14 protein-coding genes and 4 pseudogenes are annotated in these 15,678 nt (G+C 35.4%); 4 read left to right on the top strand and 14 right to left on the bottom strand.

The features are described 5' to 3' along the window. Positions 1–11 precede the first annotated feature (11 nt). Both cysC and sat read left to right on the top strand, forming a co-directional pair. A complete protein-coding gene (cysC, locus tag PQ474_RS15065) occupies positions 12–605 on the top strand; it encodes an adenylyl-sulfate kinase (RefSeq protein ID WP_273844864.1) in 594 nt (197 codons plus the stop codon). 37 nt (positions 606–642) lie between these two features. Beyond that, complete coding sequence (gene sat, locus PQ474_RS15070; protein ID WP_273844866.1) at positions 643–1,776, top strand: sulfate adenylyltransferase; 1,134 nt, start codon at positions 643–645, stop codon at positions 1,774–1,776. Positions 1,777–2,196: 420 nt separating this feature from the next. Here sat and PQ474_RS26630 read toward each other — a convergent pair. From PQ474_RS26630 to PQ474_RS15120, 10 genes and pseudogenes are all read right to left on the bottom strand, one after another. After that, positions 2,197–3,167, bottom strand: a pseudogene (locus PQ474_RS26630) (IS4 family transposase); the annotation flags it as partial. Positions 3,168–3,365: 198 nt separating this feature from the next. Continuing rightward, positions 3,366–3,514 (bottom strand): annotated as a pseudogene (locus PQ474_RS26635) (terminase gpP N-terminus-related DNA-binding protein); the annotation flags it as partial. Between the two features lie 395 nt (positions 3,515–3,909). Further along, the gene (pseI, locus tag PQ474_RS15090; RefSeq protein ID WP_273844875.1) at positions 3,910–4,959 is read right to left on the bottom strand and encodes a pseudaminic acid synthase; all 1,050 of its coding nucleotides are present in this window, start codon (positions 4,957–4,959) and stop codon (positions 3,910–3,912) included. Between the two features lie 6 nt (positions 4,960–4,965). Continuing rightward, positions 4,966–5,511, bottom strand: coding sequence for a UDP-4-amino-4,6-dideoxy-N-acetyl-beta-L-altrosamine N-acetyltransferase (gene pseH, locus PQ474_RS15095; RefSeq protein WP_273844877.1), 546 nt, complete (start codon positions 5,509–5,511; stop codon positions 4,966–4,968). After that, a complete protein-coding gene (gene pseG, locus PQ474_RS15100) occupies positions 5,504–6,601 on the bottom strand; it encodes a UDP-2,4-diacetamido-2,4,6-trideoxy-beta-L-altropyranose hydrolase (protein WP_273844879.1) in 1,098 nt (365 codons plus the stop codon). Before pseG ends, pseH begins: the two co-directional genes overlap by 8 nt. Next, positions 6,567–7,064: a hypothetical protein gene (locus tag PQ474_RS26640; RefSeq protein ID WP_390187823.1), complete on the bottom strand. Its 498-nt coding sequence runs from the start codon at positions 7,062–7,064 to the stop codon at positions 6,567–6,569. The genes pseG and PQ474_RS26640 overlap by 35 nt, the downstream gene beginning before the upstream one ends. 139 nt (positions 7,065–7,203) lie before the next feature. Beyond that, entirely contained in the window at positions 7,204–7,728 is a 525-nt protein-coding gene (locus PQ474_RS15105; RefSeq protein WP_273844881.1) for a sulfotransferase family 2 domain-containing protein, read from the bottom strand. A gap of 15 nt (positions 7,729–7,743) precedes the next feature. Then, positions 7,744–8,689: pseudogene (locus PQ474_RS15110) on the bottom strand (NAD-dependent epimerase/dehydratase family protein). Between the two features lie 15 nt (positions 8,690–8,704). Beyond that, a complete protein-coding gene (locus PQ474_RS15115) occupies positions 8,705–9,709 on the bottom strand; it encodes an SDR family NAD(P)-dependent oxidoreductase (RefSeq protein ID WP_273844911.1) in 1,005 nt (334 codons plus the stop codon). 84 nt (positions 9,710–9,793) lie between these two features. Then, entirely contained in the window at positions 9,794–11,197 is a 1,404-nt protein-coding gene (locus PQ474_RS15120) for a capsular polysaccharide export protein, LipB/KpsS family (protein WP_273844884.1), read from the bottom strand. A gap of 691 nt (positions 11,198–11,888) precedes the next feature. Between PQ474_RS15120 and PQ474_RS15125 the strand changes: the two genes are divergently transcribed. Then, positions 11,889–12,236: an IS3 family transposase gene (locus PQ474_RS15125; RefSeq protein WP_273844886.1), complete on the top strand. Its 348-nt coding sequence runs from the start codon at positions 11,889–11,891 to the stop codon at positions 12,234–12,236. Between the two features lie 82 nt (positions 12,237–12,318). Here PQ474_RS15125 and tnpC read toward each other — a convergent pair. From tnpC to tnpA, 4 genes and pseudogenes are all read right to left on the bottom strand, one after another. After that, positions 12,319–13,788: pseudogene (tnpC, locus tag PQ474_RS15130) on the bottom strand (IS66 family transposase). Next, positions 13,697–13,969: a hypothetical protein gene (locus PQ474_RS15135; protein ID WP_273844890.1), complete on the bottom strand. Its 273-nt coding sequence runs from the start codon at positions 13,967–13,969 to the stop codon at positions 13,697–13,699. Before PQ474_RS15135 ends, tnpC begins: the two are co-directional and overlap by 92 nt. Before the next feature lie 129 nt (positions 13,970–14,098). Next, positions 14,099–14,332, bottom strand: coding sequence for an IS66 family insertion sequence element accessory protein TnpB (tnpB, locus tag PQ474_RS15140; RefSeq protein WP_273844892.1), 234 nt, complete (start codon positions 14,330–14,332; stop codon positions 14,099–14,101). Beyond that, positions 14,329–14,646, bottom strand: coding sequence for an IS66 family insertion sequence element accessory protein TnpA (tnpA, locus tag PQ474_RS15145; RefSeq protein ID WP_273844894.1), 318 nt, complete (start codon positions 14,644–14,646; stop codon positions 14,329–14,331). The genes tnpB and tnpA overlap by 4 nt, the downstream gene beginning before the upstream one ends. A 290-nt stretch (positions 14,647–14,936) precedes the next feature. Here tnpA and PQ474_RS15150 point away from each other — a divergent pair, with 290 nt between their 5' ends. Next, positions 14,937–15,527, top strand: coding sequence for a DDE-type integrase/transposase/recombinase (locus PQ474_RS15150; protein WP_273844896.1), 591 nt, complete (start codon positions 14,937–14,939; stop codon positions 15,525–15,527). The last annotated feature ends 151 nt before the right edge of the window (positions 15,528–15,678 follow it).

Below are 15,678 nucleotides of genomic sequence, written 5' to 3' on the forward strand. Positions count from 1 at the left end.
GTGGTGAAATCATGAATAAGAATATTAAATGGCATCAAACTGCCGTTACCAAACATGACCGAGAGCAATTAAATAAACACAAAGGTATCGTTCTATGGTTTACAGGATTATCTGGTTCAGGTAAATCAACCATAGCGAATGCACTAGAAAAAAATTTATATGATATGTTAATCCACACGTATTTACTTGATGGTGATAACATTCGTTACGGTGTTAATAAAAATTTAGGCTTTAGTTCAAAAGACCGCAAAGAAAACATTAGGAGAATTGCTGAAATCAGAAAACTGTTTGTTGATGCGGGCATTGTTGTACTTGTTGCAGCAATTTCCCCTTTTAAAGAAGATCGTGATGCAGCTAGACATATATTTGATAAAGAAGAATTTATTGAAATTTACGTGAAATGTTCTTTGGAAGAATGTGAAAAACGCGATCCAAAAGGTCTTTATAAAAAAGCACGGACGGGAGAAATCAAAGAATTTACGGGAGTAACACAGCCTTATGAAGAACCAGCTAATCCTGATATTATCGTTGATACAACGAAACAAAATATTAACCAATCGGTTAACTTAATTATGTCATTTATTGAAAAGCGAATAAAATTGTAAAAGGTTGCTAATTTATCATACAGAAAGGAGCAAAGTCATGTCATTGAGTATTCCTCATGGTGGTCTTTTAATTAACCGTATTGACCCAAACTATGATTATTCCACTATTAAAAAGGAAGTTGAATTAGACAATATATCACTATCTGACTTAGAATTGATTGCCACAGGAGCATACAGCCCCTTAACTGGATTTATGAATAGAACAGACTATCTCTCTGTTGTGCAGGATATGAGGTTAGAGAATGGCTTAATATGGAGTATTCCTATTACACTACCAGTAGATGAAAACCAGTCAAAATCTTTAAAAGTTGGTGAGAAAATAAAACTCACCCAAAACAATAGTATATATGGAATTCTTGAATTAGAAGATAAATACAAACCAGATAAAGAAGTTGAAGCTAAGCATGTGTTTCAAACAACAGATCTTGCTCATCCAGGTGTAAAGAAACTATTCGAACGACCAGACGTCTATCTGGCTGGCACTATAACACTAGTAAAAAGTCCGCAGAAACAAAATTTCCAACAATTCTATCTAAGTCCAGTACAAACTAGACAAGAGTTTCAAAAACGTAATTGGAAAACAGTTGTAGGCTTTCAAACTCGAAACCCTGTTCACAGAGCACATGAATACATCCAAAAATCGGCACTAGAGATAGTTGATGGATTATTCCTCAATCCACTTGTTGGGGAAACAAAATCAGATGACATTCCGGCCGACGTTCGCATGGAAAGTTACCAAGTGCTTTTAAAACACTATTATCCAACAGATCATGTATTTTTAGCTGTTTTCCCTGCAGCAATGCGATATGCAGGACCAAGAGAAGCCATTTTTCATGCAATGGTCCGTAAAAACTTTGGCTGCACACACTTTATTGTCGGGCGTGATCATGCTGGGGTTGGTGATTATTATGGCACGTATGACGCTCAGAAAATTTTTGAGCACTTTAGTGATGACGAGCTTGGTATTACTCCACTATTTTTTGAACATAGTTTCTATTGTAAGAAATGTGGAAACATAGCTTCAACTAAAACCTGTCCACACGGAAAAGAAGAGAGATTGATTTTATCGGGGACTAAAGTTCGAGAGATGTTAAGAAATGGGGAGACACCTCCACCAGAGTTTAGTCGGACTGAGGTGATTGAGGTATTAATTCGAGGTATGAAAAGGTAAGTTTAATAAAAAACGTACTCCTAATTTGAACTGTAACCTTTAAAATGGACAGTTTTAAGAGTTACAATTATGCAGCTAACAAGTGACTCTGCTATTGTAAGGCGGGGGGCATTATCAATACTTATCCTGTCACGAAAATTAATTCACTAAAAGTATGAATATTTTTATGAATTCAAGTTTATGTCCCACAATTATAAAATCATTCACTTAAAATAATTATGATTATCTAGCTAAAAATAGTAAAGAAAAGAGGTATCGAACATTATACAAAAATCGTTTTATGAAGAAGGGAAATTACCAGATTACCTTATTATTGACGCCCAAAATGTGGCACTACATCACTTTATAATTATCTCAACTTCTGCATCCTGAAAAGGCACTGTAACTATTGAATTATCAAGGTTCAATGGACTTCAAGTACTACGCTACTTGACTAATTTTCATTGTTTTTTTCAAATAACTAGATAGTTGTTCAAAGAAAGCATCTAGAATCATTTGTATTTGCTCATCTGTAATGAGCAGTTCCTCTGATAATGTTTCAGATAGGTTTTCGATCAGTAAAAGGAGCGATTCAATGAAACGAATGTCTTCCAATTTATCGCAGCACAAATAGAAGTGTTGCCCAATTGTTTTTGGATCTTCCTCTTCTCTAGAACTTATCGAAGCATGATATAGCGTCTGAACACAATGGTTGTATGGGCAACTAATGCGTCATAGCTTCTTGGTCAGGTACTACTAGGTCTGTGGAAAGGAGAGCTAACCATTGCTTAGAACGGTTGCGGTCACGAACAAAAATGATTCGTGCCTGGATGTCGTTATTCTGTTCATCTGAACCAAGACTTACAACGACAGAAGCTAGTATCTTTGCACGACCGCGCTTTTTGCGAATGACTTTGTATAGTTGACTAAGGGTGAACTTTTCCCCTTCACATGTGTAATATACACGGTGCATACTCTTCAGCATACAAATCACATGGAGAGGATAGTTTGATACGACACGTTTTATGACTCTAGGAAAAGCAAACCAGCTATCAAAGAGCAGAGTCTTTGAACAAAGTTTGAGAGGATGGACTTCATCTAATAAGTGAAACAGGGTTCAGTCGACTTTTTTACAGCTTCCTTACGGCGTTGGTATCCAACTGTTCGTTTGTCGATTTTTTCATTGGCACCTTGGTAGCGATTGCTTTTCTTTTCAGAACTCATCAAAGAAAGGGTAGTGGCATAAACGTATTGCCATCCGACCATCCAAGTGTAAGCTTCCGAAAACCCTTTATGAACGTTCTGGTTGTATGATCGTGAACACGTGAAAGTAACTCTACCGCTTTACTGCGATTACGGTCATATGTAGAATCATCGAGGATCAAGATTCGTTCACGATCCTTTGATGTAACAGAATTATGAATAAAAATATCAAATGGCACCAGCCTGCGGTTACAAAACATAATCGTGAACAGTTAAAAAACCACAGAGGAACATTCTATGGTTTACAGGATTATCCGGCTTAGAAAAATCAACAATAGCAAACGCATTAGAAAAAAAGTTATATGAAAAGATGATCCACACATATTTACTCGATGGTGATAACATTCAGCTTTATCTTCGGGCCTTGAATTTCCACTTTCTACAAAGGCAACTGTTTTATCTTGATTGTATCTATTTACCCAGTTATGCAGGGTTTGCTCTGCTAAATCTAATTCATAAGCTACTTCTGCAATTCTTTTCCCTTCCTCCTTTCCATACGCACTGCTTGTAATTTAAATTCTTTGTCCTATGATTTTTCTTTAAAATACCGTTTGTATAATTTTTCCACTTAAAGCAGATAGGAAACGGTAACTGCCACTACTTCCTTAAAGTTTCATCGTATAAATTGATTCGTTTTAATTACGGACATTTCTTAAGATTCTAGGAAACTTTACTATCTAATTTAATTGATAAAATATTAGGTTCTTGACATACGTAAACTTCTAGACTAATTTCTCTTTTTCTCATTCTAGTTTCCCTTTCAGTTGAGATTTTTTAATGTATTTTGACATGAAAAATATCCCTCCTATGCAACAAGATCGGTTGTTTTTCAATGTCTACACACAAGAGAGAATATACCATGTAAATTAAAATATTATAACTTAAAAACCATTAAAATAAATCCCAACTAACTGGTGTTCCTTTGCTTACTGCTTTTTTGGCTTTTTTACCTAATATTTTATCAAAATATTTCGGCGGTAATCCAAAACCAGGACGAATACTTTTTATACTATCTTTAGTAAATGTTTCTCCTAAATTCATGTCTTTAGCTACATATAATGACCTTCTATACTGTAAAGATCCCTTTTCCTCATTACTCACACCATATTGAACATTCCCTAATGCCTGCCATGCTCGCTCTGTTTCTTTAACGAGTGATTTCATTTCATTTGGTTCCAGAGAAAAACTTGAATCAACTCCACCATCTTGACGTGATAAAGTAAAATGTTTTTCGATAACAGTTGCCCCCAGTGCAACACTTGCTACTGCTACACCAGTCCCCATAGTATGATCGGATAATCCTACTTGACAATTAAATAATTCTTTCATATGAGGGATTGTATTAATATTTGTATTTTTAGGTGTTGCCGGGTACGTACTTGTACATTTTAGTAATACTAAATCCTTACATCCTGCTTCCCTAGCGGTTCTCACTGTTTCGTCTAATTCTGCAACAGTCGCCATTCCTGTGGAGATAATCATCGGTTTACCTTTTGAAGCTACTTTTCGAATTAAAGGGATATCTGTATTTTCAAATGAAGCAATTTTGTAACAAGGGACATTTAACGACTCAAGAAATTCAAGTGCCGTTTCATCAAAAGGGGAACTAAAACCAATAATACCTAAATCTTTACAGCGTTCAAATATTGGCTTATGCCACTCCCAAGGTGTGTAAGCTTTTTGATAGAGTTTATACAATGAATGATCTTTCCACAGACTACTAGAGTCATTAATATAAAAATCTCCATGCGAAAGGTTTAAAGTCATAGTATCAGCTGTATAAGTTTGAAGTTTCAAAGCATGAGCTCCTGCTTTTGCTGCTGTTTCAACAATCTCTAACGCGCGGTCTAATGATTGGTTATGATTTCCTGACATTTCAGCGATGACAAATGGTGGATGATTTGTACCGATTTTTCTCCCTTGTATTTCAATTATTGTCATTTTCATTCACCTAATATTCGTTAAAATTTTTTTCTTTACATCTTTCCATTGATGAGAAAAAATAGCCATCGGAATTACATCAATATATTGATTATTTTTAATAACATGTTGTATAAACCTTCCTTCTTCTTTAAATCCTAATTTTTTATGATATCTTATACTAGAACTGTTAAATTCTAATACTTCTGCACATACTTTCCTAAGTCCCATTTTTTCAAAGACTAGGTCTAAAGCTAACATCCCCATAATCGTTCCGGAACCACGTGGAGCTTCTAAATCCCCTATATAAAATCCCCAATAACATTTATTGTTCATCTTATCAATATTTGAAAAGTTAACTAACCCTAATCGTCTATTTCCATATAATAGCAGTTTAAATAAGTTACTATCATCTTTTGTTATTCTTTGAAACCATCTTTCGTGTTCGGTCATAGTTATTTCATGATCTGTGTACATAAGATTACGAATCCTTTTAGAATTACGCCAATTGAGGATTAATTTCAAATCGCTTTCTTCTAATTCCTTTAAAGCATATTTACTAAGATCAACCATACTCATTCTCCTCTAAAATGTAATGAGAAACTAAACATTTAGATATTTCCGACATTGTATTTAGAGAATGCTTAGATAGTTTCTTTATTAATGAAGGATTTTCAATAATTTCTTCTAGTTTTTTTGCTATATCTTTCGATTGTATTTCTGCTGCATTTCCTAAATTACAAACAATCCCTTTTGTATCTGCAGCTGTAATTACTTCAACTTGATTCTGAGCTGTTATTATTGTTATTGTAGGTATACCTAAAAAGCACCTTTCCCAAGTTGTACTTCCTCCAGCACCAACTGCTAAATCTGCTTTAGCCATGATTTCTGCTATATTATCAATTTGGCAATGATATAGGACATTCGGTATTCCTTGAGCACTTAGTTTTATTTGTTCGTTATTTGGGTTCGAACTTCCAACAACAACATCTACGATAATATCATCTCTATTTAATAATTTTATTGCTTCTAACGCTTTAATTGTCTCATTTGTTGGATCAGTTCCACCAAAGAAAATAAAAATCCTCCGAACCTCTCCACCTTTTGTATTTAAATTTTTTCTAATTTGTTTGAATTCAGGACGTAACAATGCATATTTAGGACCTAGTAATTTCACACAGGATTTTGGTACTAAATCTTGATAGCGCCTTTCTGTGTTAGTATACAGATTTTGATCTAATAATAAATCACAATCATGAGGTCGATCTGCTAAATCATCAATAACCATGATTTTTTTTACATAGGGACGAACTTTTTCTTCCCACTTTTTATCAATGGCATAATGGTCGATCACTAACCAATGAACTTCTTTTTTAGCTATAACCTCTATTGTTTGATTAACATCTATACTCCAATCTACTCCGAGCCAATGTGAATGTTTAACTTTATGATCTACTTCATACTTTTTCTCTTTTGAGGTTGGTAAAGTAAAAACTAAAAAACCCTTTTGTCTTATATAGCCGTAAAGGTTACCTGGAAATAGACGACAAATAAAAAAAACTTTTGCTCCCTTACACTTTAATTCGTTAGCAAGTGTTAGGCAACGCATTACATGACCCGTTCCGATCTCAATAGAAGCGTCTGTTCGAATAAATATATTCACACGGACTCACACTTTCAATTTTTTTTTGTTCTATGTGCTGATTAATTAATGCCCACTGAGGAAACTTCTTCAATAATTTCAAAGCATCTTCGCAAGTAAACTGAGGATTTTCAGGATAAAGATTATCAATTATCCGTTTCAGGGATATAAAATCTTCAATTGTATCCACTGTCCATCGATGTTTACTCTGATTTTCCTTATAGGTCACATTTGCGAGAAGATACCTTTCTGGATGATTTCGAATAAATGAAGTTACATGCTCTCTTTCATTTTTTTCCACTGCTTCGTTGTATGCTTCATCTAAAACTTTATAAGAAAAGACCTCCGTATCCATTCCTCTAGGATAAGATCGTTGTAATGTTTTCGATACATAATCAATATTATGATGATCAAGGTAATATTTAATAACTTTATCAATTACGTTCGGGTCAATTATTGGACAATCAGAAGTTAGACGGACAATTAAATCAGCCTGATAAACTTTTGAGACTCAAAATATCGTGTTAATACATCTTCTTCGGGACCTCGAAAATATCCTAAGTTTAATTTATGACAAAGTTGAATAATTGGATCATCAGTCTCGTTATTTGTTGTTGCAACAACTAGATTATCAAATCAGTTAATTCAAGATCATTTTTCATAAAAAATAGAAATTCATCATACATATCAGTGCATCCAACGACTGAAAAATAGTTATTAATATTTTCCTTAGCCTTTCCTAAATTTAAAGGATCTCCTACTGATATATAGCGGGTAGCAAGATTCACTGTTCTAAAGCGTATACTACGTAAGTCCTTCTTTGGATATGGTTTATTTCCTAAATCTTCTTTATTCATATAAGATACAAATTCTTTGAGGCTCATCTTTTTAACTTGACTGTGGAGCGGGTCACGCTCATATCTTCGTATATAATAATAAGTAGATATCACCCTATCAACAGGGTCCCTTAACATTGTAAAATAGGTACATGGTTTATTAAGCTGTTTGAAAAATTTTCCGTGCCATACAAGGAAAGTATCTTTTTGCCTATCTAATAATCTCCATAATGTTTTCCCACCAGTTTTCGGTATATGCAAGAAGCATATTAATTCTTCTTGATCTAAGTCCTCTTTATTAAATTGAATCATGTGTATCCTCCCACCTTACTCTTTTATATCGTCTTTTATCCAAACTTCTGTCCTGTTTATTCCTTCTTCTAAGCTCACCTTTGGCTCCCAACCAAGGAGTAGCTTCGCTTTTTTATAGTTACATAATAATTTTTGCACTTCACTTTGCGGATGAATATGGGGAACATGTTGAATTCTTGATTTATCTTTAATAATCATTTTCGCCAGATCATTAATGGATATATCACGTCCTAAACCAGCATGGATGACCTCTCCATTCACTTTATCTGAATAGCCCGCTTCAACAACAAATCGTGCACAATCTTCCACATAAAGAAGATCTCGTGTTTGTGTCCCATCACCATAAATATACACTTTTCTACCTGCTAGTTTATTTTTATGAAAATTGCGAAAACTCCACCTTCACCACTTGTTTTTTGAAATGGTCCATACGTATTAAATGGACGAATAACAACAGTAGGAAGGTCATATGCATAGTATAATAAGACAAGACCATACTTTCTGCAGCTATTTTTGCACCTGCATACGGAGAAGCAGGTTTAACTGGATCGGTTTCTTTTATACCTTCGAGATTTAATGCCCGATCATAAACCATACACGTGCTCATAAATACAATTTTCACATTATGTTTTTTACACTCTTCTAATACATGAAACGTTCCAATCGTATCATTATTAAAAGTTGTGGCTGGATCATCAATACTATCTTGAACATTTATACTAGCTCCTAAGTGGTAACAAAGGTCAAATTCATTTAAAAACAATGTGTGTAAAAGGGAAACGTCTTTAATGTCGCCCTCAATAAATTCAATAAAATTTTTGTGATTTAAAAATTCATCAATGTTTACTTTTCTACCATTTGAAAGGTCATCCAAAACCCAAACACAATGCCCACTGTCAAGTAATTGTTTAACAACCCATCTTCCAATAAAACCAGCCCCTCCAGTAACTAGAACATTCAATCCTATTTCCCCTCTCTAAAACAGTTTTTCATTTAGAATTATCTCACGTACTTCTTCGATCGTAATCGGCTTCTGCTTTTCAGAGCTATATGTTCCATATTTCGTCTTTTTTACATTTGAATACATTCCCTGATCCCCATACATCCCAGGAATAATAAACATATCTGATAACTCCCAGGCCATTGTAGATTCATCAAAAGTCATTAATTCTTCATACATTTTTTCACCTTGTCTTAATCCAATTTCTTCAATCTTAATTTCATTACTTTTAAAACCATATGATTTACATGTTTCTTCTATTACTACTCTTACTAAATCCTCTAAAGAAATAACTGGCATCTTTAGAACAAATACTTCTCCACCTTTTAATTCTTGAAGTGCTTTGATTGTAAGTGTTGTTGCTTGGGTTAACGTCATCATAAACCGTGTCATTTTAAGATTAGTAATTGTTACTTTCCTATTTTCTAAGATTTGTTTAACAAATAAAGGAATAACTGACCCCCTTGAACCTATAACATTTCCAAATCTCACACTGGCAAAAGTTGTCTTTCCCTTTCCTTTGCTGTATTGAGCAGCTGATAATAGTCTTTCAGCAGTTAGTTTTGTAGCACCATACGTATTTGTAGGAGAAATTGCTTTATCTGAACTCGTAAATACAACCTTTGCTACATCTTGAGCAATCGCTGCTTTAATGACGTTATTGGTTCCATATATATTCGTTAGGACAGCTTCATACGGATTGTATTCACAGGCTGGTACATGCTTCATTGCGGCCACATGAAAAACATAATCAATATCTTGCATAGCACTAAGTACTCGATCATAATCTCGTACATCTCCAATTAGAAATCGGATATCACTTCTTTTTCCTAATTCATTTTGTAAGGTGAATTGTTTATATTCATCCCTGCTTAAGATTCGGATGACATTAGGTTGCTCTTTAAGAATTTGTTTCACTAGACTTTGCCCAATTGTGCCGGTTCCGCCAATAATTAAGATTTTCTTATCTTTAAAATACATCATCTTCCCCCTCCCATTTAATTTTATAAATTGTTAATAATGGTGCCATAACAATTATATTTAGATAAAAGTTAGTAGCAACATTCAATTCTCATTAATTAATTTATCCATTAGTTTTAATAAACGATTAACTGAATACTTTTGTGGATAGGCATACGATATAAACTCTTTTCTTCTCTTTTCATAACGTTTTTTTATAGAAACTTCATTCAATACTCTTTTGATTTTTTTCGCTAGTATACTTGGGTCAGACTGAACAAAATCACCTAAACTATTATAATAATTTGTAGCAGTACCTTTTAAAACTGCTACTGGTTTTCCAAATAACATTCCTTCAAGACCAACCGTTGAAGCACTTACTACTACAACATTCACGTTTGAAAGAACATCATATAAATGTAGCTTTTTATTCAAGATTAATTTAACTCTTCTATACTTTGAACTTAACATTTTGTAATATAAATAATCTTTATTATTTATTTCCAACGGATGTGGTTTAATAATAACTTCGATTGAGGGATCCTTAATAAGATGATTTATTAATTTCCCCCACTTTGATCTATCACTTGGCTGTGTTGCTAGGAGTACCCTTTTTTTTTCAATATTTAAATTGAGTTCTCTTTGAAGAGAACCACTAAATTGTTTTGTGAAAATTTCATCAAAACGAGGATGACCAACGATTTCAATTTGACTTTCCGATACGCCTTTACTTAAATACCATTTTTTTTCAAATTCTCCGTATACAGCCTGCTTTGTGGAAATAACGGGTAAATACCCATCCTCTCTTATAATTAATCCGTGTTGCATACATATACTAGGAATACCTTTCGTTGATGCTACTGCAACAATGCTCCTGCTTTGTGGATCCTCCGTAGTGCCAACCACAACACATGAAATAGGGACTTTATTAAAAAAGTTACCAATTGTTACTAGATCATTTAACAAAGGGGGCATCGCTTTATTAAATCTTTCTTGAAAGTCAATGTTTTTAAAAACTGGATGACAACTTGAAGATGAAAAGATATCTTTTGCTTGAACTTGCATTTTTTTTATCAATGCAGAAATATTACTTTTATTTTCGTCTAAGAAGTAGGTCGGAAGTAGTTTACTAGTTCCCATTTTTCGTTCTTTTCTTAATATTATTGTATTTTTTGGGTTGAAATTATTTTTTAATGTGTGATAAGGAAAGCGTAAAACGTACTCATAAAGTAGCACTTTGCCCATTTTTTGAGCAGGTACATTAGAATTTCTTCGAAAAGGTTTATATTGGTCAAAGTAAGGTTGAATCTGTTTTTCTAAATAAATTTTGTTTTTTAGATTATCTAAAAAATATGCTTTTTTCATTTCCTCTTGTATAGCAACATTTTCTTTTATTAACTCGGAAAAGTTCAAAAGTATAGGAAGTAGAATTCCTTTATAATTTAGCTCTTTAAACACTTCGATAAATTCCAAATACAAGGACCAATAATATTTAAGATGAAAATCCATCACATTCACTCCCCTAACTTATGAACTTTGAAGAACTAGTGAATACACATTGATAAATTACTTTAGATATCCTATGAAATTGATTTGAATTTGAATAATGTAAATGCCTAAAATAGCCAATAAAATTCCTGTCTGGTTATATAACGCTTCGACCTAATGATAATCACAGTGTTAATAAGTGAATACAAAGACCTCCTAAATTGTTAAAATGATTTAATTCTTGAAGAATGATCTATCTTAATAGATCGAAATTTTCTCACCTGGAAGCCTTACAAATTATAATGGACCCATAAATCCTAGACACGAAACAAGGAGATGTTAAAGTTGATTTATGGGAAGAAGAAAACGTTATACATCAGAATTTAAATCGAAAATCGTGTTAGAGATACTAAAAGAAGAAAATTCATATCAGAGCTCTCTTCCAAACATGGAATTCATGTAAACCAGATTCGCCAATGGTGGAAAGCAGCGCTTGAACAAATAACACAAATCTTCGAAAAAAACAATAAGAAAGTCGACCCAATGAGGAGGAATACGAAGACCAAATTGAACAGCTATATACCGAAGTAGGCCGACTAACCACGCAATTATCGTGGTTCAAAAAAATCTGCCCTTAAAGATTAGAGCTGATCGTATCGACATGATTGAGTGGGATCAACCAGAATTGCTAATTAAAACTTAAGCAGAACAGTTGAGTCTCAACCGTACAAGTTTGTACTATAAGCAAGTCGAACCTTCACCTGAAGAGCTATTGATCAAAAACAAAATTGATGAGATCTACACCCAACACCCTTTTTGGGGTTCAAGGCGGATCTCAGAAACCCCGAAACAAGAAGGACTTATTGTTAATCGAAAAGCCGTTCAACGTCATATGAGAGAAATGGGGATCCTAGGTATATCACCTGGTCGGAACCTTAGTAAAAGGAATCAACAGCATCGTGTCTATCCTTATTTATTACGAGGGCTGAATATCCAACACCCCAACCACGTCTGGGGATCGATATTACTTACATTCGTCTTCAACGTAAGCGTCAACTAATCCCCACCTGTTACTCAGATGGGGATTACCTTAGTATTTAGTTATCTTTCATAACGTGGCACTGATTTGGAAGACTCTCTGACTAAGGGAGTAGCTTGTCTAGTGCGTTCTTTTGTGTTGATATAGGGAGTTTCTTAAAAAGATACGTTAGATATTTAAATGGATTTAACCCATTTTTCTTGACGGTTTCCACTATACTGTAGATCCTGGCACTTGCCCGAGCACCTTTCGGTGTATTGGCAAACATCCAGTTTTTCGGCCAATGACAAACGGTTTGATGGAACGCTCTCTTCGATTATTGTCTATTTCTAAACGACCATCCTCTGAAAAGGCCTCTAACTTCTCCCATTGATTACAACAGTACTTGATCGCTTGGCCAAGTGTACTTTTAGGTAAGACTTTTGGTGTTTGTGCACGAAGCCATATTGAAAAAGAATCCAGCGCTGGCCGACTGCGTTCTAATCGAACATTATAGCGTTCTTCATAGGAGAGATCCTTGATCTCCCCTTCGATGGCAAAAAGTTGGTTACAGAAATAAGATCCTCTTTCGCTGTGACATCTGCTAAACGTTTTGATTCCGGTAAAGCTTTTAATGCTTCATCGATTTTACGTCGAGCATGTGCCCAGAAGCCAACAAGTTTTACATTCGGTAACCCGTTGTACCCAGCATAGCCATCGACAAGGAGATATCCTTTAAAATCAGACAGAAGCTGCGAGGGTTCTTACTCGCACGAGTTTGTTGGTAGTCATAAAGGATGATTGCTGGTCCTTCTTGTCCAGAGCGATAAAGCCAGAGATAAGAAGATGATGTTGCCGATCGAACTGGTTCACGAAGGACTTATAGGGTTGTTTCATCTACATGTCGAATATCTCTTTTTACTAGATATTGATACATATGATCGTAGAGTAGACTCAACCACGTATTTGCTCCATAGACCATCCAATTCGTAAGTGTTTGGCGTGATAATGAGACCCCAAGAGTGCAAATTACTGCTCTTGGCGATAGTGAGGCATGCTCTCAACATATTTTTGATTCATAATATAGGCCATTGCTGACGGTGATGCCAAACTCTTAGGAAAAACAGAGGCAGGCATTTATGCCGTGACAATAGGCGTATAAATTTCTTCACGCTCACAGCGGCGACATGAGTAGACATATTGAATGTGCTCAACCACTTTCACTTCTGCCGGCATAACTTTTAATTCTCTGCGTGCTTCCATACTCATTTATGTAGACTGCCATTGCAATACGAACAGACCTGCTCTTCTTCGAATAACCGAAACTCGATCGTTTCCGTAGGCAGGTTTCCAGCTTCATTTCATGTTGACCTTCTGTCTTTTTACGATTGTACGTAATCGTTTCAATAGCAAGGTCTGCTGAGATTTCCACTTCATTAAAGAGCAGATGCTCTAGTTGATTAGAATCTATTTTCTCACTGGAGGCTTCAAATTGATGTTGCTTACTGAGACGGATGATGGAAGAATAACTTATCGTCTGACTCAGTTGCTCCAGTGATTTCTGTATATGAACTATCTGGATCTTGTAAATCAGCTAAAATTTCTCCTGACTCATTAATGGCTATGTCATGAGAATATCCATTATCTTTAGGCAACAGAAAGTCAGGTAAGCGCAACGCTATAGAACGAAGCCATGGTTTGTTTGCACTATAGTCTAAAAAGTCATTTCGAGGAAAAATTAATCCGATCCAGTATCTCCCATCTTCCCCTTGCACTATATTATCACGTAGGCCTGGTAAATTATCAATGACGATCTGTGCAGATTTATTCTGTTTGATTGCACTGATGTTTTCTGCAGTTACGTCTAGTTTCCATATACGATATTTTCCTGTTTCGTTTATGAATTAATACTGTTCATCTTCACTTAAACGGCGATAATAGAGCCAAAATCCATTATGTTCCCAGTGAAGGATTTTGATCTTATCTTGTTGTCTATTGCAGAAAACAAATAGACATGGGGAGAAGGGATCTAATTGAAAGCTTTCTTGTACGATAGCCGCAAGGCCATCAATGGATTTTCGTAAATCTGCACTTCCTTTTGCAAGGTAGACTTTATCAATGGAGCGTTGATTGATCATCCATTTTTCAACACGCGTAGTACACGAGACAAATGTTCTTCACTCACATTTTCAGGAATATAGACAGACAGATCATCTAGTCTCACTTCAATGGAGGTGGTGGTGAAGGTAGGGACATCAAAAGGTGTCCAAGTATGATTTACCTCGTCACTTGAATCTGAGTTTACTTCTGCTTTCATCTTCTTTCGCCAATAATGGAATTGATATTCTGTAATGTCATCTTGTTTAAATACCCATTCTTGTATCGTCTCTCCGCTAGCTTCGTATGCCTCCATGCGTTTTTTCCACAAATCGTGTTTTTCTTTACGTTTCATAGCGACACCCCTTCATCATTATTGATTAGAGTATCGCATGGGACTAGGATTACTGGAATGTGTGTATTATTTGACGCTTACCTTCAAATCGCGCATTAGCTGTGACACTCATCCAAGAAGCGAATCAAACTGGCTCGCGATTAGCGAAGGCTTGCGACGAACTTCAATATCAGCGTTCGAACATACGAGCGCTGGGTGGCAGAGGGTGATGTAAAGGTGGATCAACGTCCACTTGTGAAAAGACCCGTGCCGAAAAATAAGTTGTCTGCGGAAGAAAAAAAGAAATACTGATGGTTGTCAAACAAGAAGAATACGCCGATTTACCGCCTACGCAAATTGTACCACAGCTTGCGGACAATGGGACTTATATTGCCTCAGAATCAACGTTTTATCGTGTATTACGTGAGGAGAATATGCAACATCACCGTGGGCGTAGCCAAAAACCAGAGCGAAGAATTCCTGAAAGTCATCTGGCTAGATCGCCCAACCAAGTATGGACATGGGATATTACTTGGCTTGGTGGACCTGTGAAAGGTTTGTATAATCGACTCTATTTAATTCTCGATTTATTTATTAGAAAAGCAGTTGGCTGGGAAGTTTGGGAAACAGAAGAGGCAAAACACGCCGAAACACTTGTGAAAAAAGCCGTCATCAGTGAAAACATCCAAGGTGCACCACTCGTATTGCATTCAGATAATGGGAGCCCGATGAAAGTCGAGACATTCCTAAGTTTACTAGAGAAATTGGGTATTCAAAGCTCCTTTTCAAGACCGCGTGTGAGCAATGACAACCCATACTCTGAAGCGATGTTTCGAACCCTCAAATATCGACCAGATTTCCCACACAAAGGTTTTGCTTCACTCGCCGAAGCAAGGCAATAGGCACAGCAATTTGTCCATCGGTACAACGAGATTCACCTGCATAGCGGGCTAAATTTTGTGACACCTGTACAGTGTGTAAATGTCAAGCTAACGATGTACATTTTTGATCATTTAAGAATGTACAAAATTAATCATCATCTTTTTCTAAGTG

It is taken from the genome of Halalkalibacter alkalisediminis, from assembly GCF_028610705.1.
Classification (GTDB): Bacteria; Bacillota; Bacilli; order Bacillales; family Bacillaceae_D; genus Halalkalibacter; species Halalkalibacter alkalisediminis.

Bases quoted from the DNA above. Each gene is read 5' to 3' on its own strand.
- PQ474_RS15120 (WP_273844884.1), bottom strand. From the start codon at position 11,197: ATGGATTTTCATCTTAAATATTATTGGTCCTTGTATTTGGAATTTATC.
- pseH (WP_273844877.1), bottom strand. From the start codon at position 5,511: ATGGTTGATCTTAGTAAATATGCTTTAAAGGAATTAGAAGAAAGCGAT.
- PQ474_RS15115 (WP_273844911.1), bottom strand. From the start codon at position 9,709: ATGTATTTTAAAGATAAGAAAATCTTAATTATTGGCGGAACCGGCACA.
- tnpB (WP_273844892.1), bottom strand. From the start codon at position 14,332: ATGATCAATCAACGCTCCATTGATAAAGTCTACCTTGCAAAAGGAAGT.
- pseI (WP_273844875.1), bottom strand. From the start codon at position 4,959: ATGACAATAATTGAAATACAAGGGAGAAAAATCGGTACAAATCATCCA.
- cysC (WP_273844864.1), top strand. From the start codon at position 12: ATGAATAAGAATATTAAATGGCATCAAACTGCCGTTACCAAACATGAC.
- PQ474_RS15105 (WP_273844881.1), bottom strand. From the start codon at position 7,728: ATGATTCAATTTAATAAAGAGGACTTAGATCAAGAAGAATTAATATGC.
- tnpA (WP_273844894.1), bottom strand. From the start codon at position 14,646: ATGAAACGTAAAGAAAAACACGATTTGTGGAAAAAACGCATGGAGGCA.
- PQ474_RS15150 (WP_273844896.1), top strand. From the start codon at position 14,937: ATGGTTGTCAAACAAGAAGAATACGCCGATTTACCGCCTACGCAAATT.
- sat (WP_273844866.1), top strand. From the start codon at position 643: ATGTCATTGAGTATTCCTCATGGTGGTCTTTTAATTAACCGTATTGAC.